Genomic DNA, 25,002 nt, shown 5'->3' on the forward strand with positions numbered 1-25,002 from the left:
TGTAGCAACTCCGTTCCTCAGCCGGTGGCCGGTACCCACCAGGAAAAGCCCTGCTCGGACCACACGGCGGCGAGGGTCTCCTCCCCCTGGGCCGTGCCGCTGATCCACCGGAGTGCCAGCGCGTCGTCTGGCCTCTTCCGGAGTGCTTCCACCAGGAGATCCACGTTGCGCTCCTCCACATGGTCCAGGAGGTCCGCGGCGCAGAACCGGAAGGGGTGCTCGAAGCGTGAGATCCCGGGCAGCTCCCAGAAGGCGGCCTCGATGAGGACCCGGCGGGCCGCTTCTTCATCGACCCGGCCGAGGGCTTCCCTCAGGTGCTTCGGAGCGTCCCTGGCCGTGTTCGGGTCCGTGGACTTCGGAGGCGTCTGGCCGGCCGCCAGGAAGAGCAGGTGCTCGGGAAGGTGCAGGGACCGCTCGGCGAGCCGCTGGAGCGAGGCCTCGCGGCTGAGCTGCTTCGCGACCCGCTTCGCCTGCCCGCCGTCTCCGCATCGCAGGACGGCTTCGGCGATCGCCTCGCGCCAGGGAGCCGTGGCGGCGTCCGCGTCCGCGAGGCTCGGGGGCGGGGTCTCCAACAACCGGACGAGCTCTTCGACGCGGTTCCCGTTCGCGGCCTTCGCGAGCGCCTGGGCGGCCTCGCTTCCCACCTGAGACGAGTGAGACAGGAGGTTCCGGAACAGGTCGAGGTCGCTCCCGGCCGGGAATCGGCTGACGATCCGGATGGCCGCGGTGAGGCTTTGCTCCGGCAGGCCCTCCTGGGACAGGAGGGGGCGCCACCGGGCCGCATCCTCGGGAGCTCCAGCGAGGGACAACACCTCCAGGGCGATGGTCCGGACAGGCGTCTCTTCCACGAAAGCGTGGTCACGCGCCCACTGGAGGACTTCCGGCTGCATGCGTGCCGAGGTCTCGAGTTGTTCCCGGTTCGAGTGGATGAGGTGGAGGGCCTCGCTCCTCAGCCACTCCGCTGTTCCCGGCTCCAGGATGGGGAGGACGCCCCTCAGGCCATCGAGCAGCATCAACCGGCTCGTGGGGGCTTGATGAATCCGGCCCGGAGCCACGCGCAGCGCCCGGCGCTGTACCGTGCCCTCGAACAGCGCGTCGAGCCGTCCCGACAGGAGCTCCGCGCGGAGCTGGCGGGCGACCTCTTCCCCCTGTGGAGTCTCCGCCAGGATGTAGGTCGCGAAATCCGAGGCAGCCCCTTCACACCAATCCAAGGCGAGCGGGACGAGCCCGGGAACGGGAAGGTGCTCGCGGAGCAGGGGCGCGGCGAAGTCCCGTAAGTCCGTCCGTAGCCCAGCGAGCAGCAGGGATTGATGCCTTGGCTCGTAGAGCTGGAACAGCCGCTGGGTGACGGGGTGATACCAATAGTGCGTGAGGCGATTGAGATCCGATTCGCGCTCGGACTCGGAGAAGCGCCGCGGAGGCCGTCCCCCTTTGATGCGGTGGAAGGGCAGCTCGTGGTCAGGGAGCGCGTTCCAGAGCTGCTCGAACGAGGTGAACCCGATGAGGCGCTCGGAGTCGAGGACGGGCCGGGCTTTGCGTGCCTGGCGCTCCAACTCCGCCTGACGTGCCACCTCGTCCTGGGCCGTCTTGCGCGCCCGCTGCTCCTCGTCATATCGGAGCCAGCCGGCGGCGTTCCGTGCCCAGGTGGCGATCTCTGGATCCGGGTCATCGGCGTAGGGCACCAGCAAGCGGGGACTCCTCCGGAGCGCCTGGGCGGCGACCCGCCGTTGGCTCGGGCTCCCATCCTTCAGCATGGCCTGGATGAACTTCGTGGCGTCGATGCCGTTGGAGTGCAGCACGCCGCGCAGTGGGCCGTCTGACGTCCCGGCGTGTGGGAAGAGGGCGGGCCACGCACCTTCGTTGTCCTGTGCGGCCTTGAAGACGTGGAAGAACAACTCGGCCTGTCCCCGAGCCTCATGTTCCCGCATGGCATCGACCCACACGGGCCCCAGGCCATGGCGCACGCGCCGGCGTGGAGTGGGGAGCGGAGCCCGCTCCGGGAGCGCGGCCAACAGCTCCTCGAGCGGGACCTGCCGGTGAGAGGCGAGGATGCTGTAGGCCATCCAACGCTCTCGGTCATCTTGCGAGCGCAGCGGCGCGGTGAGATGTGCCGCATCGAGCCCGTGCGCGAAGGCCAGCAGCAATTTCAATCGTTCCAGTGCCTCGACACGGACAGCCGGAAAACCGTCGCGAAGCCGGGCCTCGTATTCCGCATACGAGGCCTGATCGAAAAAGGACAGGGCGGTGAGCGCCCGCCAGCGTGCGGGTCCATACTCATCGTCGAGGAAGGTCGCATACAGGCGCGAGAGTCCCTGGGCACGAGAGAACCCCCTCTGCCCCAGCAGGCCGAGGTCCCAGAGCAGCTTCCAGCGCCGCAGCAGCTTCACGCGGCTCATGCGCGTGTAACGGCGGAGCATGCGTCCATCCACGCCCTCGCGCTGGCCGGTGTCCGCGTCGTGCTCCAGATCCTTCAGGGCCGCGCGGATGAGCGCCTCGCGCCGCTGGTGCTGGGTTCCGCGTTCGCTCACTGTGTCGACGACGGGCTGTACCGCGTCCAGCGGGAACACGGAGAGGACGTCGAGCCGCTTCAGTCTCCGCTCGGGAGTGGCCCGGTGGGCCCAGACCGTCGCCGCCGTCACGGCGGGGGCCGTGCGCCCCACGTCCTCCGGCATGTCGAAGAGCTCCTCGAGCTGCTCGATCCACGGGCCTGGCGTACGGGCCTCGAGCAGCTCGCGGCCCTGGCGGAAGCGGACCAGCACGCGAGGGGACAGGCCGCGCTCCATCCCAAGCGCGAGCGCCAGCCGCTCCGCGAAGTCACAGGCCGCATGCGGATTCTCCTCCTGGACGGAAGGCCCTGGGGGAGGAGGGGCGGACAAGGGGGGGTGCTGTCCTTCCAGGAACCGGGCCACCGCGGGTGGGCACGCGGCGATCAGCCGCGCGGCATGGGGACGGAGCGCCTCCGCCCAGAGCTCGAGCGCACGCCACAGCTCGGTGTTCTCGTGGAGCCCGCCAGGAAGGCGGGAGATGTCGCCAGGTCCCATGGCCAGCCGGCTGGCCAGGCGCAACCGGCGGACCAGGATCTCCATCGCGGCATCGATGCCGGCTCGCTCCAGGCCGTTCGCCAACAGCAGCCGGGTGGCGAGCGCGAGGGAGGACATCGGGCGGCACTCGTTGTTCGCGAGCGCGTGGAGCAAGGGTCCGAGCCGCCTGGGTTCGACGAGGGCTCCGAAATGGAAGGCCACGGCCTCCACGCCTGGATCTCCCAGGGAGACCAGCAGTTCGCGCTCGGACTCGCGTTGGGACTTCAGGTGCAGGGCCGCGCACAGCTCCGCGAAGCTCTTGTGCGAGAACTGGTACGTCAGGGGCGCGACGCGCTGGACCAGATCGCAGTTGTCGAGGACCTCGTGCACCGCGTCCACGAGTTCGAGGTCTCCCCGCATGCACTCCAGGTCGGCCGGTTCGAGCGCCGAACCTCCGCGCTGGATCATCGCCCAGGCCGCCGCGCCGAGGACTGGCAGCCCCTGCCGGCTGACGTACCGCAGGACCTTCTCGGAGAAGCGTCCCGCCTTCTGCGCGCGCTCGAGAAGGCTGTACAGGCCGTTCTGGAGGACCCTCTGGACGTTCAGCGAGGGGCCCAGCTCCTCTTCGGGAAGCATGGCGAGCAGGGAGAGCCCCAGCGGGGTGGCGCACAGGTCGGCCAGCATCTCCTTGCGCCGGTCAGGGATGCCTCGGACCTCCTGGCGCCCCTCGGTGAGCACCTGCCAATGGCCAGGCCTTCCCAGCAGTTGAAAGAGGCTCTCGCGTTGTTCGGGCTCCAGGGGGAGCAGGCGGAGGTGATGCGGGCCCGGCTCCTCGTTCGGGAGCGGCCGGGCGCCGATGATCGCGGGGCCGGGCCACTCATCCACGAGTCTCCGCAGGCGGGTGCGCTCGTCCGGGTTGACCTCATCGAGCCCATCGAGCAGAAGCCAGACACCGCCGGACAGGAGACGGGAGCGCGCCAGCGTCACGAGTTCCTGGCATTCCTGGTGGTTCAGGGACCGCCGGGAGTATGCCAGGGCCCTGGCAATATCCAGGTCGTAACGGACGAGCGTGCGCGCGCTCACGCCGATCGCGGGCCCGAGTGGAAGGTAGAAGGCGGGCAGCATGGCCGCGAGACGTTGGAGGGCAATGGACTTCCCGCTGCCCGGTCCCCCCTCGATGAAGGCCAGCCGGGAGTGTCCCAGCAGCGAAGCCTCGTGGAAGTCCTCGAGTAGTTCCTCATCCCTCATGGGCTCCGTCCGTGACTCGTCCGGGGGCCCGGCCCGGACGTAGCGCGGGGCCACGGTCTTCCGGGCATCTAACGACATGCCGTTCCAGAACGTCACGCGCTGGGAGGACTCGTGGAGCTTCTCGAAGAGCCGTGTCTCGGGACTTGAATCGGTCGAGATGCCGAGGCGCAGCAGCAGGTCGAGTGCGCTTCGCAGGGGCTGCAGGCGCCATCTGCGCTTGCGGCGCGTCCACCACGGGTCGGGGTCATGCCGCGCGTCCAGGGCGTCCGCAGCCTCACGGGCCTCGCGCCATTGGGCCGCGGGGACAAAGAGCCTCCCCTCGGGGAACCGCTGGAAGAATCCACGAACCTTTTCCTGGATTCCGTCGACTGGCAGCACGAGCCCCTGCTCATCGAGCTCTCCGGTCACCCCGAAGCAGGTGCGTTCCATCCACGGTCCGGAGCCCGAGCCCGCGCCGAGGTTCTTGATCTTCTCGGGCCACTGCTCCAGGACGGCGCGCAGGAAGAGGGCCGCCATCTTCGACCGTCCTGGAGCCCTCCGCTCCAGGGCCCAGCGGGGGCTCCCGACGTCGAGCAGCCGCTGGACGAGGCCGCGTGTGTCGCGGATGGCATCATCCTCGGGGAGGAGTGCCATGGATGACCCGCATACATGGAAGACGCGCGCGGGCTCCTCGTTCAGGAGCGGTGCATGCACGAGGGGCCGTAGCAGGAACGGCCACTCCGTGTAGAGGCGGGTGGTGGACAGGGGGTTCTCTTCCGTTCCCCTGGCGGATGGGAGCTGGACCCCAAGCAGGGAGGCGGCCTCCCAGCAGCCCAGCGCGAGGTGCTGCGTCCCGAAGAAGGGGGACGCGAGCTCGTCTGGCTCCAGGCTCTTCCACAACGCCTCCAGCCCTCGCGCCGCGACCGCACGGTCCTCCGTGTCCGCCGAGCACTGGAACTCCTCGATGAGCCGTGGCAGCTCCCGGGCGAGCGCGATGCGGCCGGGCTTGAACGCGGGAGGAGGCCGCTCTCCGCGAAGCACGGCGAGCGCGAGGGTCCTGACGTCAGTGCCCATCCCCGGTCTCCTTCAGCGGGAGCGCGGCCTGGATCCGGGCGCCCTCCAGGGATGCGGGGAGCCCCTGTTCGCGCAGGCGCCGGCCTGTCTCTTCCAGGGAGTCGAGCCGGGCGATGGCGGCGCGTTTGGAGTGTTGCCAGATGGGCAGCTTCAGCACCGCGGTCTTCTCGCCGGCGCTCACGTACAGCTCCAGCTCTCCTGCGGGCTCGCGGCCTGGAGGCAGCTCGACCTGGATGAACACCTTGCCCTCTTCCTCGTAGAGGCCCACCCTGTCCCCCTCGATGGGCTCCAGGGGTCCCTGGACATCCCTGGCCGCCGGGGCGAGCAGCCTTTCCAGGAGGGGGGCCCCGGACAGGTCCCCGACGACGGCGGTGCCGAGGCGGGCCTCGATGCGCCGGGCCAGCCTCCGCCGGGTGAGGGCCTCCCGGGCGCTCACGGCGGGGGGCAGCGCCTCCAGGGTGGCCTCCACGACCGAGCGGGCGACGCTCTCCCAGAGCACGCGGATGACGGCGGACGCGGGCAGCGTGCCCAGGCGGCGTTCCGCCAAGTCACCCAGGGGCCCTACCCGCTCTGGCGCGAGCGCCACGTGGGCGGTGGCCAAGCGGACCCAATCGGCCGCTCCGGCATGGCCGAGCGTCTCTCCCACGGAGACCGCGTCGTCCACCTGGAGCAGTACATCCAGCAGCTCTCCGAAGGGGTCCTCGTCCGCCGCGAGCGTCTCCTCCAGCCTCGCGAGCAGCTGCGCCGGCGAGGGCTCCTGGGCGCCCGGCCTGACTCGGGCATCCAGCTGGCGGAGCGGCTCCGGCACCTCCACCTCGAGACCCGCGGAGCGCGCTTGCGCCAGCCGCGTCAGCAGCACGAGCACCCGGTATGCGCCGGCCGCGTCCAGCCCAGGCCCCGCATGACGCCGCTCGAGTCTTCCGAGCTCCTCCAGCGCGGAGACCACCCAGGGGTTGTGTGTGCTCATGGCTCCTCCGTGTCCTCGGGCAGGGGGGCTCCGGCCAGGGCCGTCTTGTCGCTCCACAGCTGGAAGGCGGCTTCCCGGATCTCCTCGGCGGTCCGTGTCTCGGGGTGGCCCAGGATGGGCCGGTAGGCACTAAGGACCCGGTCGGGGCGGCCGTCAGAACCATCACTGGCGATGACCAGGACCCCATTGTCTCCAACGAGGGCACGCCGGCCGTTGCCGAGCACCCCATCACGCTGCCCGGCGAGCGAGGTCTCGGCCGCGTGCATGTACGCGGGCGCGTAGTACGCCTCGTGGTCGGCCTGAACGAGCCGTGCGCAGGGGGAGGACAGGCGCTCGGGACGATCCGAGCCATTCTGGATGCGTTGGAGGCAGGAGCAGCCCGCGGCGAGCGCGCGCTCGCGCAGTCCGGTGGGAAGCCCGGGGACGAGGAGGTCCCAGCGCTCGCCCGGGCGGTACAGGTGCTTGATGACATGCTTCGCACGCGGCCACCCCCCGCGCATTCGCAGGAGAAGCGGAGCGGAGCGGACGCGAGGGGCGCTCATGGCTGCTCCTCTCCGAGGGACTCTCGGGCGCGGGCGAGGGCCTCCCGGAGCTTGCGCTCCGTTCTCTGGATGAGCTTGGTGACGCGCTCGCGCGCCGTTTCCGGGGGCTCACCTGGGAAGAGCAGGTGCGCGATGGCGCTCCGATCGAGCGTCTCCGCGGGACGTGAAGGCGGTGGAGGGGGGTGGCGCTGTCCCACGGTGTTCCAGTCCTCGGGAGTCACCCGGTCCGGGGCGTACAGCAGGAGCAGGGCGACGCGCTCCTCCAGCCGGAGCGCCTCCAGGACATGGAGCAGGACCATCATCCGCTGCTCCCGCTCCAGCAGGGTTGTGGCATCCGGCTCCGCTTGGGAGTGCAAGGCAGTGGCGGCTTCCGCGGCGCGCCCTGTATGGGCCCAGAGCGCCTGGCGCGATTTCGCGCGGAGCTCATCCCGATACTTGTTCGCCAACACGGCCCGGGCATAGCCGCGTGGACTGCTGGCCTGGGAGAGCCGCGCCGGGTCCTTCAGGAGCAGCGTCTCGACCACCTGCATCCGCATGTCCTCGGCCACTGCCTGCCCGAGCGCGTGGACGAGGGGTGGGCGGATGGGAAGCCAGCAGAGGAGGGTGTCCAGCAGTCCGCCGAGCACCTGGGAATCCTTGGTTGCCCGCCAGGCTTCGAGCTGCCGGATGAAGGTGATTTCGTCCATTTCCAATCGCTTCCTGGTTCTTCAGCTCCAGAGGCGGTGGTGCGTTCACCCGGGGGACGAATGGGCCCGATTTCGGCGGACAACCGGGGTTCGTTTTCTCCGGTTCCAGGGCGCCGGCCCACGTGCAGTTGGTGCGCATGGAGAGGCGAGGTATCTCGGAAGGAGGGTATCCGAGTGAGCGAGCAGGAGACAGGGGAGACCCCTCGCCGCTCCACGTCAGAAGCGAGCGCGGGAACTTGCCACACGGCATCCACGCCCCCCGCGGGAGTTACCGGAAGGCGCGGGTCTACCGGTATGCTGCTCCGCGTGAGTTCCCCCGGGGCAAAGCGTGAGGCGTACGAGGAGGAGTTGCTCCTCGCGTTGGACGAAGGACTGCTCTCCCACGAGGAGGCAGGGGCCCTGCGCGAGGAGGCACTCCGCCTGGAGCGCGGCCCATTCGAGCTGCTGAGGGAACGGGGCCTGCTGTCCGAGGACACGCTGCTCATGCTCCGCGAGGAGCTCTCCGGCGAGGACACGGGCCGGCACGACTCCCAACCCGAGCAGGCCGCCACCCTCGCGCCCGTCTCCCCCTCCCCCGCGCCCTCGGGCCCACCCTCTCCCTCCGGCAGTGGCTCCGCCTCCAGCGAGCCCCGCGCGCCCGCCTTCCCCGTCCCGGGTTGGGACCGCTACCAGCCCGTGCGCTTCCTCGGCCAGGGCGGCATGGGGCTCGTCTTCCTCGCGTATGATCCGCTGCTGCGCCGCAACGTGGCGCTCAAGTTCGTGCGCGGCGAGGACCCCGAGCTCGCCCGCCGCTTCCTCGCCGAGGCTCGCGCCCAGGCCCGCGTCCGCCACGAGCGCGTGTGCGAAGTCTACGAGGTAGGCGAGGTGCAGGGCCGCGGCTTCATCGCCATGCGGTACGTGGACGGGCAACCGCTGGGCCAGCTCGCGGACACGCTCACGCTGGAGCAGAAGGTGCTGCTGCTGCGCCAGGCCGCCGAGGGCGTTCACGCCGCCCACCGCGCCGGGCTCGTCCACCGCGACATCAAGCCCGCCAACATCGTCGTCGAGCGCACGCAGGACGGGAGCCTCTCCCCCTTCGTCATGGACTTCGGCCTGGCGCGCGACTGGAAGGAGGAGGGCACCGCCTCGGGCGAGGTGCTCGGCACGCCGCACTACATGGCCCCCGAGCAGGCCCGCGGCGAGGCCTCCCAGCTCGACCGGCGCGTGGATGTCTACGCCCTCGGCGCCTCGCTCTACGCGCTGCTCACCGGCGAGCCCCCCTTCACCGGCGCCAATGCCCTCGAGGTCATCAACCGCCTCCAGTCCGAGGAGCCCCGGCCCCCGCGCGCGCTGGACAAGGACATCCCCGCGGACCTCGAGGCCATCGTCCTCAAGTGCCTCGAGAAGGAGCGCCCGGCCCGCTACGACTCGGCGCGCGCCCTCGCCGAGGATCTGGACCGCTTCCTCTCCGGCGAGCCCGTGCTCGCACGCCAGGGCCTGGGCTACCGGCTGCGCAAGAAGGCGCGCAAGCACCGGGTGCTGCTCTCCCTCTCCTCCGCCGCGCTGCTGGTGGTGATGCTGGCGCTCGGACAGGCCGTGCTCGCCCGCCGCGAGGTGGCCGAGCGCGAGCGCCTCTCCCGCCGCTTCACCGAGCGCGTGGAGCGCATGGAGGCCGCGGCGCGCTACTCCGCCCTCTCCCGGCTGCACGACACGCGCGAGGACCGTGAGGCCCTGCGCGCGGAGATGGCCGCGCTGGAGGCCGAGGTGCGTCAGGCCGGCGAGCACGCCGTGGGCCCAGGAGAGTACGCCCTGGGCCGCGCGCTGCTCGCCCTCGAGGACATGGAGGGCGCGCGCGAGCGGCTCGAGTCCGCCTGGGCGCACGGCTACCGCGAGCCGCGCGTGGCCTGGGCGCTCGCGCTGGTGCTCGGCCACCTCTACCAGGAGCAGCTGGTGGAGGTGGAGCGCCGCGGCCCCGAGCAGCGCGAGGCCCGCCGCCGTGAGATACAGCAGCGCTACCGGGACCCGGCCCTCGCGTACCTCCGCCAGGCCGAGGGCCCCGACATCCCCGCCCCTCCTTTGTATGTGAAGGCACTCCTCGCCTTCTTCGAGGAGCACCACGAGGAGGCGCTGGCCCACCTGGACGGCATGGGCCACACGCAACCCTGGTTCCACGAGGGGCCGCTGCTCCGGGGCAACATCCTCCTGGCCCGGGCCAACCAACGCTGGAGCCAGGGAGAGCGCGACGGCGCCCAGGCGGACCTCGACGCCGCCCGCCGGGCCTATGCCTCCGCCATCGCCACCGCCGAGAGCGCTCCCGCCGTGCACTTCTCCCTGGGCCGGCTGGAGCTCGCCGCGCTCATCATGGAGCTGTATGGCCAGGGCAACGTCCTGCCCCACTACGAGCGCGCCCTGGAGTCCTTCTCCCGCGCGCTCACCGCCGCGCCCGGCCACGCCCCCACCCACCTGTCCCTGGGGCGCCTGCACCGCCGGCTCGCCGAGCATCGCGGCCAGAAGGGCGGCGACGGCGTGGAGCCCCTGTTGGAGAAGTCCCTCGCCTCCACCCGCGCCGCTCAACAGGGCGAGCCTCCGGACGTCATCCACCGGGAGCTGGCCTTCACCTGGCGGCAGTGGGCCCGCTACCTGCAACAGCAGGGGAAGGATCCGCGCGAGCAGCTCCGCCTGGCCCTCGAGTCCTTCGAGCGCGTCCGCCCCGAGGCCCGCGACTACCCCTTCTTCATCCACCTCGGCGTCACCTGGCGGGTGTGGGCCGATGACGAGAGCGAGCACGGGGGCGAGCCGCTCGCCCCACAGGGCAAGGCCATCGACGCGTACCTCGCGGCCATCCGCCTGGACGCGCGGCAGGCGGAGGCGTGGATCAACCTGGGCGGCGTGTACCGCAAGCGGGCCACCACCCAGGGCGCCCTGGACAAGGCAGGGGACCTGGAGCGGGCCCGGGACGCGCTGGAGCGGGCGCTGACGCTCAACCCCGCCAATGCCGTGGCCTGCTTCCAGGGGGCCTATGCCTCCGAGCTGCTCGCCCGCCATCACCGCGAGCGCGGCGAGGAGTACGGGCCCCACCTGGAGAAGGCCCTGGCGCTCTACCGGCGGGGGTTGGGCATCAACCCCAAGCTGCTGCAGCTCCACAACGGCGTGGGCGCGGCGCTCCTGTGGCAGGCCGAGCAGGTCTGGGACGACGGGGGAGACCCGGAGCCCCTGCTCGCCGGGGCGTGGAAGGCCTTCGAGCAGGCCCGGGACGTGGCGCCCCAGCAGGCCTACGCGTACCACAACCTCGGCGAGGTGCGGGTGACGCGGGCCCTCTTCCAGCTCGCCCAACGGGAGGACCCGGGCCCGGGCCTGCGCGCGGCCCTGGAGTCCTATGGCCAGGCGCTCGCGCTGCTGCCCGGGGATGCGGACCTCTGGGCCAACCAGGCCCGGGCGCACGTGCTGCGGGCCACCTGGGCGCTGGAGCAGGGGGGAGATCCGAGGCCGGAGCTCGGCGAGGCCGAGAAGGCGCTGGCGAAGGCGCGCGAGCTCAACCCCCGGCTGGGCAACGCGTGGCGCTACCTCGGGGAGTCGCTCGGGGTGCGGGCCCGTTGGCTGGCCCGTCAGGACAAGGCCCGGGACGAGGACTTCGAGCAGGCGGCGAAGGCCTGGCGACAGGCGCTGGAGCTGGAGCCCCAACACCAGGAGTACCGGCTCGCCGCGGGCGAGTTCCTCCGCGACCGGGGCGAGTGGAAGGAGCGCCGGGGCCTGGACAGCGCCCCGGAGCTGAAGCGGGCCCTGGAGCTGGTGGAGCAACCCCTGGCCAGCCGGCCCCGGTGGGCCCGTGCCCGGGTGCTGCGCGCCAGCGTGCTGCTGGCCATGGCCGGGCACGCCACCGCCGAGCGGCAACAGGCCTGGCGCCACGAGGCCCGGGAGGAGCTGGAGCAGGCGTTGGCCCACAATCCCCACCTCGGGCCAGCGTGGCGCCAGCGGCTCACCGCGTCGCACGAGCCGGTGGCCGGGTCCTCCGTGCCCTAACGCGGCTTCCTGGCGTCCTCCTCGGGTTCATCCGTCGTCACATCCAGGTCGCCCCGCTTGGCCTCCCAGTTGGGGAACTTCTTGCGGGCCGCGTCGGGGATGTCCGCCGTGAAGTGGTAATTGCCCGCGCTGGCGGAGGAGGACACCGTCTCCACCTGAAGGGCCGACGACGCGAGGGTGAGCCCGGTGAACAGGAGGGGGTCGGGCGAGGTGAAGCAGCAGGGCGTGTCGAACGTCACCGTGACATCACCGGCGATGCCCATCACACGGAAGTTCACCGTGTCGCCCCGGTGGACCCTGTTGCCATCGGGGTAGAGGATCTCACGCTCGGTGATATCGACGTTGATGGTGGCCATGGACTCGGACTCCTTGTGTCCCGCGTGGGGACGTCGAATGAACGTTGCCAGCGGGAGATTGCAGGCCCCGTACCAGCGGGCCTGACATGTCCAATTCCCTCGGGAGCCCGCGCACCCGGCCTCGAGAGAGCCCCTGCCCCCGCCTCCCGGACACGTCACGGACGCGTCAGGCCGGGAGCTGACGTGTCAGTCCGCGCCGAGGCCCAGCTCGCGCACGCGGCGCTGGAGGGCGCGCTTGGAGACCTCGAGCTTGCGCACCATCTGGTCCAGGTCGCCCTGGCACTCCTGGAAGCAGCGGGAGATCTCCTCCGGGCTCAAGTCGCGGGCGGTGCGGATGAGGGAGCTCTTGTCGATGAGCACGTAGACGGAGGAGCGGGGAATGCCCAGCCGGTCCGCGGTGGCCTTGAGGTCCCACGAGCTGGCGCGCAGTGCCTCCAGCAGCTCCTGCTCGCCCACGTCCGAGGGCCTGCGCCGGGCGGCCTTGTCCTCGCCGGACTCCGGCTCCTCTGCGTGGGTGGAGGCGGCGGACGGGGCCCGGGTGGACACCGTCTGTCCGGGGACGGCGGCGGCGGCGGAGTCCAGCTCCTGCTCCAGCCGCGCATCCACGCGCAGGGAGGGCAGGCCGCGGCTGCCGATGACGAGCTGGCGGGCCACGTTGCGCAGGTGGCGGATGTTGCCGGGCCACGCGTAGCGCACCAGGAGCACGGCCAGCGGCGCGGGCAGCCAAGGCTCGGCGCGCGGATCCTCGGACGACAGCCGCTGCGCCTCGCCCGTGCTCTCCAGCTCCTGGCGGACGAAGTGCATGAAGAGCGGGCCGATGTCCTCGCGGCGCTCGCGCAGCGGCGGCACCTGAATCTCGAAGCCCGCCAGCCGGTGCAGCAGGGGCGCCTTGAAGATGCCCTGGCGGATGCGCTCCTCCAGGTTGGCGTCCGTGGCGGTGACGAGCCGCACGTCCACGCGCACCGGGGCACTGCTGCCCACGGGGAACACCTCGCCCGTCTCCAGCACGCGCAGCAGCGCCACCTGCACCTCGGGCGGGGCCTCGCCCACCTCGTCCAGGAAGAGCGTGCCCCCGTGGGCGGTGCGGAAGAAGCCCTCGCGGTCCCCGGCGGCCCCCGTGTACGCGCCCTTGCGCGAGCCGAAGAGCTCGGCGGACACCAGCTCCTTGGAGAGCGCCCCCAGGTTGACGCTGATGAAGGGCCCGTCGCGGCGCTTGCTGTGCTGGTGGATGGCGCGCGCCACCAGCTCCTTGCCCGAGCCCGTCTCGCCGCGGATGAGCACCGGCACGTCCAGGTCCGCCACGCGCACCACGTCCTCGCGCACCCGGCGCACGCCCTCGCCCTGGCCCACCATGCCCAGGTCCCCCGGGCCCGTCTCCGGCGCGGAGGACGCATGGTGCAGCAGCAGCACCACCCGCTCGGCGAGCTCCAGCGGCACGCCCACCGACAGCTCCTCGGGAGAGAACTCGCGGCAGCCCACCAGCGGCTGGCCCGCCACCTTCACCTCCGTCCCATCCTCCGGCACCCGCACCCGCACCCCGCCGCGCGCCCCGGGCTCGAACTGCACCGGCTTGCGGCTGATGAAGGGGTCTCCCAGCGGCAGGGCCAGGACGCCGCCGGGGCGGGCGAAGTCCGGCGCGTTGCGTGACAGCGCGGCCGTCCGGCCCGTGGCGGCGATCATCTCGCTCAGCAGCCGCCGCTCGCCAATCCGCTGGGGCTGGGGATGGGAGACGATGGTCAGGGCCGGCACGGTGCGCGGGGCCGCGGCCTCCCTCCCACGCGAGTGCACGGCGGTCGTCGAGAGGTCGTCGGAGAGCTTCTTCTGCATGGGGCCGGTTCCGGGCGTCAACGCCCGCCCGAGTCTACACCGCCCCCGCCCCGGGGTGTTCAGGCCCGGCACCACACCGGGCGAGCGGTCCCCTCACTTGCTGGGGAGCCAGAAGGCCTCGAGCTCCAGCGCCACGGCCTCGAAGGGCTCCGCGCGGATGCGCTCATTGCCCGCGTAGTTGCCCGCGAGCACCCAGCGCTCCCCCTCGCGCCGGAAGACCTCGAGCGTCCGCGTCACGGGCTCGATGAGCCAGACGTGTCCCACCTGCTCGCGCATGTAGACCGGCATCTTCTTCATCCGGTCGAAGCTCGCGGTCGAGGGAGAGAGCGTCTCGCAGACCCAATCCGGAGGGAGGGTGAAGAAGGGCTCGTCCGGGTAGACCGGCATCCGCGTGCGCGTCCAACCCGCCAGGTCCGGAACGAGCACATCGCCACCGAGGTGCAGCTCCGGCTCGTCGAGGATCCACCAGCCTCCCGGTCCTCCCCGCCCTCGTTGGAAGGGCCCGCTCAGCTCACCTCCCAGCACGGAGGTCACGAGCGTATGGCGGCTGGCAGGCCGGGGCGAGGCGACGAGCTCGCCCGCGACGAGCTCGCCCACCACCGTCTCCGGCAGGGCACGGAGGTCCTCGTACGTCGCGGGTTTCTTGACCGTGACCGTCATGGGTTCGGCCAGGAGAAGAGCACGCCTCCCCCAGCCCGGGGAAGCATGCACATGGGAGAGACAGGGCTCCATTGCTCAACAGGTAGCATGGCCCGTCCCCTACTTCTACAGTAATCAACACTGGCGTGACCTGAGCGGTCACCCGCCAGGGATTGGAGCCCCGCCGCGGACCTGCCCACGCGGGAGGCAGGTCCGGCGAGCCCCGCGCCTACGGGGCGCAGTAGGTGTTGCGGTCGATGATGGCCGTCACGCTGACGATGGAGCCGGGCCGCACGACGAACTCGCTGGCGCCCACGTGCTTGTCGTCCTGGCTGCACCAGTCATAGGTGTAGCCCAGGCCCGTCCACGGGTAGTGGGTGGTCTGCCAGAAGCCGTAGCTGGAGGCGTAGTTGTTGGAGATCCACGTCTTGTGCTCGCTGGACACGCCGGCGGGGAACGACAGGCCGCACGTGGTGTCGGAGATCTCCGGATCCGGGCAGGGGCGGAACATGTCGCCCGGCTTCACCCACATCTCGACGAACTGACGGCGGTTGTCCGACTCGGTGGCCGGGGGCAGGCCGAGGTACTGGTTGACGCGGGCGATGCGCGCGGCGTCCTCCGGCACCGTCTTGCACAGCTCCTTGAGCTGCGGCACCGCGGTGACCCAGATCTCCCGGGACAGGGTGTTGTCGCCGATGGCGTAGCCGGTGAAGGTGGTCCACGCCACCATGCGCACCGCGCTCTGGTCCCCGTTCCACGACAGGCGCGTGTTGGACGGGGTGATGGCCCACAGGCCGTCGGTGACCTCCGCCTGGGTGGCCTCGACGGCGTCGCGCACGGCGGCGTCGTAGGACTCCTGCGTGCAGGCCGCGGCCGGCGCGGGCGGAGGGGGCTCCTCCTCCTCGGGACCGCACGCCACCAGCGACACCAGGGCCATCGCGAGCCAACGCGAACGCGGCATGACTTCGTGCTTCATCTTCTCTCTGCTCCTGAAAGGGGGGATGGCCGCGCACTCTCTCAGAGGAAGCGCGCGGCGCAAACGGGTCCAGGAATACCCCGTCTTCCCAGTTTGCGAGAGGAACGGGCTGCCGCCCTGCGGCGGGACGGGCGCAGGGCCCCCCGTCAGGCCCGAGGGGTGGGCATGACGCGTGCAATCCAGCTGCGACTTCAACAGGAAAGGGTGGAGGGGCGCGCAACGCTTGCGCCCGTTCCGCGCAGCCCTTGCGCGCCCCGCGTGTCCCGCCGGGTGCCGTCCCTCGGAAGGGGGCTGGCACGGGAGATGGAATGGAGAGGGGTATGGCCCGCATCCTCATCGCCGTCGATGGCTCCTCTCCGTCCCAGCGCGCCCTGGAGTTCGGCGCTTCCCTGGCCGCGAAGCTGGGCGTGGGAGTCCTGCTGCTGCACGCGATGCCGCAAGTGGTGCTCCCGCTGGGGCCCATGACGCCGGGCTCGCTGTCGGAGCTGCTGCACACGCTGGAGGGGGAGGGCAACCGGCTGCTCGCGGCCCTGGCGGACAAGGCGCACCCGTACGGCGTGGCGGTGGGGACGGAGCTGGGGGTGGGGGATGCGGCGGACGTCATCTCCGAGCGGGCGGAGGGGGCGGACATCCAGATGGTGGTGATGGGGAGCCGGGGGCAGGGAGCGGTGGCGCGGCTGCTGTTGGGCAGCGTGGCCACGCAGGTGGTGCACACGGCCACGAAGCCGGTGGTGGTGGTGCGATGAGCAGCGAGTCCGGAGGAAGTGCGATGCGTCGGATACTGGTGGCGGTGGACAGCACCGAGGTGGCACGCGAGGCGGCACGCGTGGCGCTGGAACTGGGCGGGTGGGTGGGAGCCCAGGTGATGCTGGTGCACGTGCTGCCGGCGTCGGTGGCCGAGGGCGAGACGGCGGACTTCGCCGCCTTCGAGCGGGCGTGCGAGGACTACGCGCGCGGGCTGCTGGAGGAGCTGCGCCAGAGCACGGGCCGCAGCGGACCGCCCACGAGCATCGCGGTGCTGCACGGGGAGCCGGCGGTGGCCGTCAGCAAGGCGGCCGAGGCGGAGGACGTGGACCTGGTCATCGTGGGGACGCGGACGCGCGGGGCGCTCGCGCGCACGCTGCTGGGGAGCGTGGCGGACGAGCTGCTGCGCTCCTGCCCCAAGCCGGTGATGGTGGTGCCCGAGACGGGCCGCAAGGCGCGGGTGCGCCACGAGGAGCCGGAGGTGGAAGCGGCGTTCGCCCTCCCGAAGCCGAGCGGAGTGCCGGGATGACGGCGGGCCCGCCCACGCCCGCTCCCCGGGAGGACACCCGCCGGGAGCCCCCTCCCCCACCGCGGCCCGGGAACACCGTGGCCCTGGGGCTGAGCCAGGCCGAGGCGGCACGGCGGCTGGCCGGGCATGGGCGCAACGAAATCCAGCGGGAGAAGACGCGCTCGCCGTGGGGGGTGCTGCTGGGGCAGTTCCGCTCGCCGATGATTGCGCTGCTGCTCGGGGCGTGCGGGGTGTCGGCGCTGCTGGCGGAGTACGCGGACGCCCTCGCCATTGGCGCCATCGTGGTGCTCAACGCGCTCATCGGCTTCCTGCAGGAGTACAAGGCCGAGCAGGCGCTGCTGGCGTTGCGCTCGATGACGGCGCCGCGGGCGCGGGTGATGCGGGACGGGTACGCGGTGCAGCTGCCCTCGGCGGAGGTGGTGCCCGGGGACGTGCTGCTGCTGGAGGCGGGAGACGTGGTGGCCGCGGACGCGCGGCTGCTGGAGGCGCATGCCCTGGCCACCAACGAGGCGGCGCTGACGGGCGAGAGCGTGCCGGTGGACAAGGCGGCGCGGGCGGTGGCGGAGGACGCACCGCTGGCGCAACGCTCGGACACGGTGTTCCTGGGCACGGCGGTGACGCGCGGCACGGGGGTGGCCGAGGTGAAGGCCACCGGCATGCGCACGGAATTGGGGAAGATCGCCCACCTGCTGGCCGCGACGAGCGACACGGAGACGCCGCTGGAGCAGCGGCTGGCGAAGGTGACGCGGACGTTGCTGCTCGCGTGCCTGGCCATCGTGGTGCTGGTGGCGGCGCTGGGGCTGTGGCGGGGCAACGGGGCGCTGACGGTGCTGCTCTCCTCCATCTCGCTGGCGGTGGCGGCGGTGCCCGAGGGCCTGCCGGCGGTGGTGACGATCGCCCTGGCGCTGGGGGTGCGGCGCATGGCGGCGAGACACGCGCTGGTGCGCCGGCTGCAGGCGGTGGAGACGCTGGGCTCGACGACGGTGGTGTGCACGGACAAGACGGGCACGCTCACCACGGGCACCATGGAGGTGCGCGAGGTGTGGGGCGACAACTCGCACGCCATCCTCTTCGCCTCGGCGGCGTGCTGTGACGCCTCGCTGGGGCCGGACGGGAAGGAGGGCACGGGAGACCCCACGGAGCTGGCGCTCTTGCGCGCGGCGCTGACGCGGGGCATCCACCGCGAGGAGATTGAAAGGGACCGGCCGCGCGTGAAGGTGAGGCCCTTCGACTCGGAGACGAAGCGGATGTCCATCCTGCGCGCGGATGGAGCGCTCTACGTGAAGGGGGCGCTGGAGGTGCTGCTGCCCCGCTGCCGCGACGCCACGTTGAGCGCCTCCCGGGCGGCCCATGAGCTGGCGAGCCGGGGCCTGCGCGTGCTGGCGGTGGCGCGGGGCGAGGGCCCCGAGGAGAAGGACCTGGAGCTGTTGGGGCTGGTGGGCATGGCGGACCCGCCGAGGCCCGAGGCGGTGAAGGCGGTGGCGGAGGCGCGCGCGGCGGGGGTGCGCACGGTGATGATTACGGGCGACAGCCCGGAGACGGCGCAGGCCATCGGGCGCGAGCTGGGAATCCTGCGGCCGGGGGAGGACCCGGCGGAGCGCATCCACGCGCGGGCGACGGCGGCGGACAAGCTGCGCATCGTCCGGAGCTGGAAGGAGCGGGGCGAGGTGGTGGCGATGACGGGCGACGGGGTGAACGACGCGCCGGCGCTGCGCGAGGCGCACATCGGCATCGCCATGGGGCGCACGGGCACGGAGGTGACGCGCGAGGCGGCGGACCTGGTGCTCACGGACGACAACTTCGCCACCCTCATCACGGCCATCCGCGAGGGCCGTGCCATCTACGAGAACATCCGCAAGACGCTGGTGTACCTGCTGGTGGGCAACGTGGGCGAGCTGCTGTTGATGCTCGCGGCCTCGCTGGTGGGGCTGCCGCTGCCGCTGGTGCCCTTGCAGTTGTTGTGGATCAACCTGGTGACGGACAGCCTGCCGGCGTTGGCATTGGTGATGGACCCGGCGCGCGCGGAGCTGCTGGCGAGGCCGCCCCGGAAGCCGGACGAGCCGATGCTGGGCGGGGCGCAGTGGCGCTACATCCTGATGGTGGGGATGCTGGAGGCGATGCTGGTGCTGGGGGTGTTCATCTGGGCGGACCCGGCGCGGCACCTGGACCGGGCGAGGGCGCTGGCCTTCTCCACGCTGGTCTTCGCGGAGCTGTTGAGGGCCTTCGCGGCGCGCAGCAGCACGCGCCTCTTCTGGGAGGTGGGGCCGCTCACCCACCGGCTGCTGCTGGGCATCGTGGTCTTCCTGGTGGGGCTGCAGGGAGTGCTGTACCTGCTGCCACCGGCGCGGGAGCTGTTCGGGCTGGGAGCGATGCACCCGTGGGAGTTGGGGCTGGCGTTCGCGCTGGGGTTCCTGCCGATGACAGTGCTGGAGGTGTCGAAGCGGGTGCGGCGCGCCGCGCGCCGTTGACGAAGAACGGCACCGGGCCGCGCCCATGACCCTCAAACCCAGACACCCAGAGCTGAAATCTCCGGAATTGCGCAAAAAATCCCCCTGGCGGGTTACCGGTGGAAGGGCCCAAGCAGCCCTCCCGCGAGCCAGAGGAGACACACGGATGAAGGAATTTCAGGAAGCCGCCCACCTGGTGTCACACGGCCACCACCTGCTGAGAGGACTGCGGCTGGGCGCCGCACTGCTGGCCAGTGGCTGCAGTGGCTCTGGCGAGCTGGAAGCGCGCGCCTTGCCCTCGGAGAACGAGCCCATTGCCACCCACAGCAGCGCGCTGTCGTACTCCGTGTGCAGCGATGTCGTCTCCCACTACAACATCCTCGGCCAGCCGAACTACTCCACCACCAACCTCGGATGGGTGCATCCGCCCCCCGGCTGGGCGGGTACCCCCAACGTCACGTATGAGCTCTCCCTGCTCGAACAGCTCAATGTCAGCCCGGCGGGGTACTACCCCTATCTGTGTAGCGAGCGTACTGACCTCGACTTCTACACCCGAGACCGCCTGAACTTCTACCCCTCGGATGGCAGCGCTTCGTTCAACATTGGCAAGCACTACAACGCGCCGGGAAGCCACGCCGCGTGTGCCGGCGGCGGTACCAGGTACCCGCTGAACACGGCCCACTCCCTCAGCATGACCTGGTATCACTCCTACCCTGGCTACAACGATGGCCGGTCGAGCACGCTGAAGCTGACCTCGCGCTGGTGTGTCCAGTCCTCCATCTACTACGTCAAGCCGAAATTCTCCCAGAAGTGCATCTCGGTGTACGGGCCCTCCACCGCCAACAACACGGACCTGGTGCAGTACACCTGCTTTGACGGCACCAACCAGCAGTGGCAGTTGGTCCCGCAGGCAGGAGGCTACTACCAACTCCGGTCGTCCAGGTTCAGCGGCAAGTGCATGGCGGTGTCCAACTCCACGCGCACGGCTCCGGGCTTCGCCAACAATGATCCGCTGGTGCAGTTCGACTGCAACGCCAATGACAACTTCCTCTTCTCGCTGGTGGACGTGGGAGGGGGGTACTACTACTTGAAGCCCAAGCACACGGGCAAGTGCGTCTCCGTGTCGGGCCCCTCCACGGCGGACAACCAGCTCATGGTGCAGTTCGACTGCTTCGGCGGCGACAACCAGCGCTTCCAGTTCGTGCCCTCGAACACTTTCTGAGCAGAGCCACTGCCCACGGAAGTGGACCCTTGCGGCGCCGAGCGGGACACGCAACTGCGTGGCCTACAGCCCGAGCCAGAACACCCGGTTCGCCGGGCTCAACTCCACCACGCAGCCGGCGCTGTCGTCTTTGCTGAACCTCGGCAGAGGCCATGAGGCCGGGCCCGGGCGGGTACCGGTGCCCGGCTACACGGACATGCCGCCGTCCACCGAGATCACCTGGCCCGTGATGTAGCTGGAGGCATCCGAAGCGAAGAGCACGCAGATGCCCTTGAGGTCCTGCTCATTGCCCAGCCGCTTCAGCGGGGTGCCCTGGGCAAAGGCCTCTCCCGCCTGGGCGATGGGCTCGGCGCTCATGCGCGTGGGGAAGACGCCCGGACACACACAGTTGACGCGGATGTTGTGCGCAGCCCACTCGATGGCCAGCGTCCGTGTCATGTGGTTGAGCCCCGCCTTGGCCGCGCTGTAGGCCGTGGCGCGCCAGCCCTCCGAGTGGATGGTCATCAGCCCTCCCACCGCGGAGACATTGATGATGCGCCCGTCTCGCTGGGGGATGAAGAAGGCGCGTGCCGCGGCCTGTGAGACATTGAAGGGACCGCCGAGGTTGGTGTCCACCACCCGCGAGAAGTCCTCGGGTGACATCTGCTCGGCGGGGAGGTTCATGAGAATGGCCGCGTTGTTGACGAGGATGTCCAGGCGGCCGTGCACCCGCCGTATCTCTTCCATCCAGCGCCGCGCATCCTCCGCGCGGCGGATGTCGCCCTGGACGGTGTGGACCTGGATGTCCCGGGAGCGCAGGTGGGCCGCGGCCTGCTCGAGCTCGTGCGGGGTGCGCGAGCTGATGACGAGGGAGGCGCCCACCTCGCCCAGACCCTCGGCGATCTGCAGTCCCAGCCCCCGGCTGCCGCCAGTGACCAGGGCGACACGCCCCTTCAATGACATCTTCTCGAGAATGCTCATGGCAAGGACTCCTATGTGGCGGGGATGAAGTCACGAGCATGCCCGGGGTCAGCAGTCAGAGCGAGCCGGAGAGCTCCTTTTCAGTTCCCGTCTTCCCCGCACCGGCCATCGCTAGTGCACGGTCCCAGCCGGGCTCGGGGTGGCGTCCCCAGGCCCGGCCGGGTGGGCCGCGGCATGGGCGCGCGGCAGCCGGACGTGGAAGGTGGAGCCCTCTCCGGGGCGGCTCTCCACCGCGATGCGGCCCCCGTGCGCCTCCACGATGCGCCGGGCCACGGACAATCCGAGCCCCACCCCCGGGGCCTTCTCCCGGGCCCGCCCCGTGCGCCGGAAGGGGGCGAAGAGGGTGCGCAGCTCCTCGCTGGAGATGCCAATCCCCCGGTCCACCACGCTCAGCACGGCCTCCTCGCCCTCGCGGCCGACGATGACGTCCACGCGGCTGCCGCCCTGCGAGTACTTCAGCGCGTTGCTCACCAGGTTGTGCAGCACCTGCTCCACGCGGGTGGCGTCACAGCTCAGGAGGACGGGCTCCTCGGGGAGGTGGAGCCGCAGGTCATGCGAGGAGCCACCGGCCAGGTACAGCTCCACCACGGAGGTGGCCAGCTCGCGGACATCGCGCTCCTCGAGGCTCAGCTCGAAACGGCCGGCCTCGATGCGGGTGGCGTCGAGCAGGTCCCCCACCATCCGGTCCAGGCGGGCCACCTGGCGGCGCACGAGGGCCATGGTCTTCTGCATGCGCTCCTCGGGGATGGGCCGGCCGGAGGTGACGAGGGCGGCGGACATCTTCAGCGCGGAGAGGGGGTTGCGCAGGTCGTGCGCCACCCCGGCGAGGAAGGTGAGCTGCTCCTCCTGCTGACGCGCGAGGGAGTTGGCCATCTCGTTGAAGGTGCGGGCCATGTCGCGCAGCTCGACGGGGCCGGACTCGGGGGCGCGGGTGCGCTTGCGGCCGGTGCCGAAGCGGCGCATGGCGCGGCTCATGTCGAGCAGGGGGCGGAAGACGAAGCGGCGCATCCACCACAGCAGCGAGCCCCCGCCGAGCACCAGGAGCGCGGCCACGCAGATGCCGCCCAGGTTGGCGAGCTGGTCCCACCGATCGGCCTGGAGCTGGATGCCGCGGGCTTCGTTGACGTTGAAGACGACGAGCCGGTCCAACACGGCGAGTGCTTCCTCCAGGCGGGGGACGAGCTGGCGTGAGGCCTCCACGGGGGGCAGGTTCGCGACGCTCTCGCGAGCGAGCAGGTAATTGGAGATGGTGCGCTCGGCCTCGGAGATGAGCGCCTGCTCCTCGGACGACCAGGCGTTGCGGCGGGCCTCGTCGAGGTGGAGCCGGAGACCGGACTCGATGGCCGCGAAGGAGCGCGGGGAGTCCGCGGGGATGCGCAGGAGCGAATCCGACAGGCGGTAGAGGCTGAGGAGATCCACCTGGAGGGCCTCGGCCAGACGGACGCCCTCCACGGCACTGCCCATGCTCTCGGTGGTGCGGTGGAGGTAGGTGGTGAGGATGATGAGCGAGGCGGCGCCCGCCAGGGCGAGGGCGGCGAGCATGGCGATGGCCGCGGTCATGATGCGATTGAGGCTCATGACACCTCCCGGCGGAAGGAGCGGCCGAGATGCGGGACGTGGCGAGCGCTGCGAGGGTCCACGCGATTCCTCCCGGGGAGACGGAGGGCCCGCGCCCTCCCTTCTCAGCAACACGAAGATGTGTCCGGAAGAAGCGGCTTCCCCATGCCCGGCTGGAGGGGAACCGTCGAAGCGGAAGCGAGGAACCGGGCGGGCCCCTGCTCCGCGCGCCGGATCTCAGGCGCCGAAGCCGCCGAGGGCGGTGCGGCTGAAGCTGGCGGCGCCCTGGCTGACGCGGACGGCGGACTGGCTGAAGACCTGGAAGGCCTTGCGGATGTCCTGGGCGCTCTGGCCTGGGGTGAGGATCCACTTGTCCTCGATGCCCATCTCGCGGAAGACCTTGCGGAAGTCGGTGCTGCCGTCGTCGATGCCCATGCCGGCGACGATGTGGTTCTCGGCGCGGCGCAGGTCGTTCACGAGCGCGGCGACATCGCGGGGGCGGGAGCTCTGCGAGTGGCAGTCGGCGCCATCGGTGATGAGGAGGGTAACGGTTCGGGCGGAGACGCCGTTGCGGGTGAACTCCTGGGCCTTGGCGAGCACGGTGCCGAGCAGGACGACGGCCTGGTCATAGAGGGGCGTGCCCTTGTCGGGGTCGTAGTTCTTGGAGTGCATGCGGACGACGTCCTCGAGGGGCCGGAAGGGATTGAGGACGAAGCCGTTGAGGTAGCGGGTGTGGAAGAGGATGCCGTCCTTCTGCTGGGAGGAGAGGAGGGCATCGAGGACGAGGTTGTGGCCGTCGCAGACGGTGCGGGAGTGGCCGGCGTGCTGGATGGAGCCGGAGTCATCGGGCATGACGGTGACGAGGACGACCTCGGAGGCCTGGACGTCATCGACGCTGATGCCGAGACCGGCCTGGATCTGCGCCCCGAGGTCCACGACGGTGAGGGCCTGAAGGGCCTGAGGACTCAGAACCCCTTCTGCGTGAGCGGCCTGGAAGAGCTGAGAGACATTGGCGCTGGAGCTGTTGCCATTGTTGGATTGGGAACTCATCTGAACCTCCGTGGAAGTCCCTCTCCCTCTGGGAGAGGGTCGGGGTGAGGGTGTCGAGGAACCGTGTGCTGCCTACGAGATCCGGAGATCCGGCCACGAAGCGAGGGGATCCGTGGACTTCACCAGGTGCATCCCAGCATCCGCGAAACGCTTGAGCGCCGACTCGGCCTGGGGAGTGAAGTCCGCGGCGAAGCCGCCCTTGCCATCGGGGACGGTGACGGCGGACATGCAGTCGGTGAGCAGGTACACCTTGCGAGCGAGGGCGGCGTCCTGGGCGAGGATCTCCCCGAGCAGGTCATCGATGGAGCTCTTGACGCAGTGGCTGGCGGCCTGGCCGGCGATGACGACGGCATCGGCGGTGAGGAGGGTCTTCAAGAACTGGGTATTGCGCTGGGCGAGGGGCTGGCCGTCGTGGCGGGAGAGGACCTCGGGGCGGAGGACGGAGTAGTTCTCGGTGAGCGGATTACCACCCTTCACCTCGGCCCAGGACTGGGCGCCGCGAGCGAAGGAGTGGAACAAGCGGGCCTCCTGGACGACCCCGGCGATGGCATGACCCTCACCGCCGAGGAGGCAGTGAGGAGGCCAGAGGTAGAGGGTGTACTTCCCGGCGCGCTCGAGCTCCTCGCAGTAGTACTTCACCTGCTTGAGGAGCCAGGGGTAGTTGCCCCCGCAGAGCCACCTGGCCATGGCGGGATTGGGGCGGACCTGGCCGCGTTCGATCTGCTCGCGAGTGATTTCGCGGTAGGCGGTGAGGGGCTGGTCATTCTGGTCGACCCAGAAGGACGGGAAGAAGATCTGGTAGGCGAAGTGGGTATCGAGCGTGGTGGTGACGTTGGTGAGGGCGCCGAGGTTCTTGTAGATGAACTCGGCGATGCGGCGGCTGTCGTCGATGGCGCCGCGGCCGGAGCGGCCGGCGACGTAGAGGGAGCCCTCGGGGAAGCAGAAGTCCTTCTGGACGTCGATGAGGAGCAGGTGGAGGTTGAACGAGTCGGTGGCGGAAGCGGAGAGGCCGTGAGCACCGCGCCAGGCCTGGGCCTCGGACTGGAGGGACATGGCGTTGGGGCCGTAGCCGTAAGCGGCGGCGTTGGCGGGCTTGTAGAACGACGGAAGCGGCAGCTCCTTCAGCTTCGACTGGGTCTTCATGGTGCAACCCTCCTGGATGGAGCGGCTCGCCGCGCCA

The 25,002-nt window shown here is 70.8% G+C and carries 17 protein-coding genes; 5 read left to right on the forward strand and 12 right to left on the reverse strand.

The genetic code is table 11. The annotated features are described in order from the left end of the window. Positions 1 to 17: 17 nt before the first annotated feature. From AC16DP_RS24895 to AC16DP_RS24910, 4 genes are read right to left on the reverse strand one after another with little or no spacing between them, the layout of a single operon-like run. Positions 18 to 5,321: an NACHT domain-containing protein gene (locus AC16DP_RS24895; RefSeq protein WP_329730142.1), complete on the reverse strand. Its 5,304-nt coding sequence runs from the start codon at positions 5,319 to 5,321 to the stop codon at positions 18 to 20. Continuing rightward, positions 5,311 to 6,288, reverse strand: a complete 978-nt coding sequence (locus AC16DP_RS24900; protein ID WP_329730143.1) for a hypothetical protein — start codon at positions 6,286 to 6,288, stop codon at positions 5,311 to 5,313. The genes AC16DP_RS24895 and AC16DP_RS24900 overlap by 11 nt, the downstream gene beginning before the upstream one ends. Further along, positions 6,285 to 6,830 (reverse strand): hypothetical protein, encoded by a 546-nt coding sequence (locus tag AC16DP_RS24905; RefSeq protein WP_329730144.1) that lies wholly within the window; start codon positions 6,828 to 6,830, stop codon positions 6,285 to 6,287. Before AC16DP_RS24905 ends, AC16DP_RS24900 begins: the two co-directional genes overlap by 4 nt. Then, positions 6,827 to 7,516, reverse strand: a complete 690-nt coding sequence (locus AC16DP_RS24910) for a hypothetical protein (protein ID WP_329730145.1) — start codon at positions 7,514 to 7,516, stop codon at positions 6,827 to 6,829. Before AC16DP_RS24910 ends, AC16DP_RS24905 begins: the two co-directional genes overlap by 4 nt. A gap of 294 nt (positions 7,517 to 7,810) precedes the next feature. Between AC16DP_RS24910 and AC16DP_RS24915 the strand changes: the two genes are divergently transcribed. Continuing rightward, complete coding sequence (locus AC16DP_RS24915; protein ID WP_329730146.1) at positions 7,811 to 11,515, forward strand: protein kinase domain-containing protein; 3,705 nt, start codon at positions 7,811 to 7,813, stop codon at positions 11,513 to 11,515. Here AC16DP_RS24915 and AC16DP_RS24920 read toward each other — a convergent pair. From AC16DP_RS24920 to AC16DP_RS24935, 4 genes are all read right to left on the reverse strand, one after another. After that, positions 11,512 to 11,871: a hypothetical protein gene (locus tag AC16DP_RS24920; RefSeq protein ID WP_329730147.1), complete on the reverse strand. Its 360-nt coding sequence runs from the start codon at positions 11,869 to 11,871 to the stop codon at positions 11,512 to 11,514. The genes AC16DP_RS24915 and AC16DP_RS24920 overlap by 4 nt on opposite strands. Before the next feature lie 186 nt (positions 11,872 to 12,057). Next, positions 12,058 to 13,698 (reverse strand): sigma 54-interacting transcriptional regulator, encoded by a 1,641-nt coding sequence (locus AC16DP_RS24925; protein ID WP_329730148.1) that lies wholly within the window; start codon positions 13,696 to 13,698, stop codon positions 12,058 to 12,060. 93 nt (positions 13,699 to 13,791) lie between these two features. Then, complete coding sequence (locus tag AC16DP_RS24930) at positions 13,792 to 14,358, reverse strand: Uma2 family endonuclease (protein WP_329730149.1); 567 nt, start codon at positions 14,356 to 14,358, stop codon at positions 13,792 to 13,794. A gap of 208 nt (positions 14,359 to 14,566) precedes the next feature. After that, positions 14,567 to 15,313 (reverse strand): hypothetical protein, encoded by a 747-nt coding sequence (locus AC16DP_RS24935; protein ID WP_329730150.1) that lies wholly within the window; start codon positions 15,311 to 15,313, stop codon positions 14,567 to 14,569. A gap of 320 nt (positions 15,314 to 15,633) precedes the next feature. On the opposite strand from AC16DP_RS24935, the gene AC16DP_RS24940 reads away from it, so the two are divergent. The 4 genes from AC16DP_RS24940 to AC16DP_RS24955 all read left to right on the forward strand — a co-directional run bounded on the left by AC16DP_RS24940 (position 15,634) and on the right by AC16DP_RS24955 (position 20,255). Continuing rightward, positions 15,634 to 16,059, forward strand: a complete 426-nt coding sequence (locus AC16DP_RS24940) for a universal stress protein (RefSeq protein ID WP_329730151.1) — start codon at positions 15,634 to 15,636, stop codon at positions 16,057 to 16,059. Positions 16,060 to 16,082: 23 nt separating this feature from the next. Beyond that, positions 16,083 to 16,586 (forward strand): universal stress protein, encoded by a 504-nt coding sequence (locus AC16DP_RS24945; protein ID WP_329730152.1) that lies wholly within the window; start codon positions 16,083 to 16,085, stop codon positions 16,584 to 16,586. Then, positions 16,583 to 19,054: a cation-translocating P-type ATPase gene (locus tag AC16DP_RS24950; protein WP_329730153.1), complete on the forward strand. Its 2,472-nt coding sequence runs from the start codon at positions 16,583 to 16,585 to the stop codon at positions 19,052 to 19,054. The genes AC16DP_RS24945 and AC16DP_RS24950 overlap by 4 nt, the downstream gene beginning before the upstream one ends. A gap of 145 nt (positions 19,055 to 19,199) precedes the next feature. Next, entirely contained in the window at positions 19,200 to 20,255 is a 1,056-nt protein-coding gene (locus AC16DP_RS24955; RefSeq protein WP_329730154.1) for an RICIN domain-containing protein, read from the forward strand. A 186-nt stretch (positions 20,256 to 20,441) separates the two neighbouring features. On the opposite strand, the gene AC16DP_RS24960 is transcribed toward AC16DP_RS24955, so the two are convergent. From AC16DP_RS24960 to AC16DP_RS24975, 4 genes are all read right to left on the reverse strand, one after another. After that, complete coding sequence (locus AC16DP_RS24960) at positions 20,442 to 21,215, reverse strand: SDR family oxidoreductase (RefSeq protein WP_329730155.1); 774 nt, start codon at positions 21,213 to 21,215, stop codon at positions 20,442 to 20,444. A 111-nt stretch (positions 21,216 to 21,326) separates the two neighbouring features. Then, complete coding sequence (locus AC16DP_RS24965; RefSeq protein ID WP_329730156.1) at positions 21,327 to 22,793, reverse strand: HAMP domain-containing sensor histidine kinase; 1,467 nt, start codon at positions 22,791 to 22,793, stop codon at positions 21,327 to 21,329. A gap of 216 nt (positions 22,794 to 23,009) precedes the next feature. Beyond that, positions 23,010 to 23,822 carry a hypothetical protein gene (locus tag AC16DP_RS24970; protein WP_329730157.1) on the reverse strand — a complete coding sequence of 271 codons (813 nt, stop codon included), beginning with the start codon at positions 23,820 to 23,822 and terminating at the stop codon, positions 23,010 to 23,012. A 72-nt stretch (positions 23,823 to 23,894) separates the two neighbouring features. Next, positions 23,895 to 24,965, reverse strand: coding sequence for a cysteine hydrolase family protein (locus AC16DP_RS24975; protein ID WP_329730158.1), 1,071 nt, complete (start codon positions 24,963 to 24,965; stop codon positions 23,895 to 23,897). Positions 24,966 to 25,002 lie beyond the last annotated feature (37 nt).

This window comes from Archangium sp., assembly GCF_057119385.1.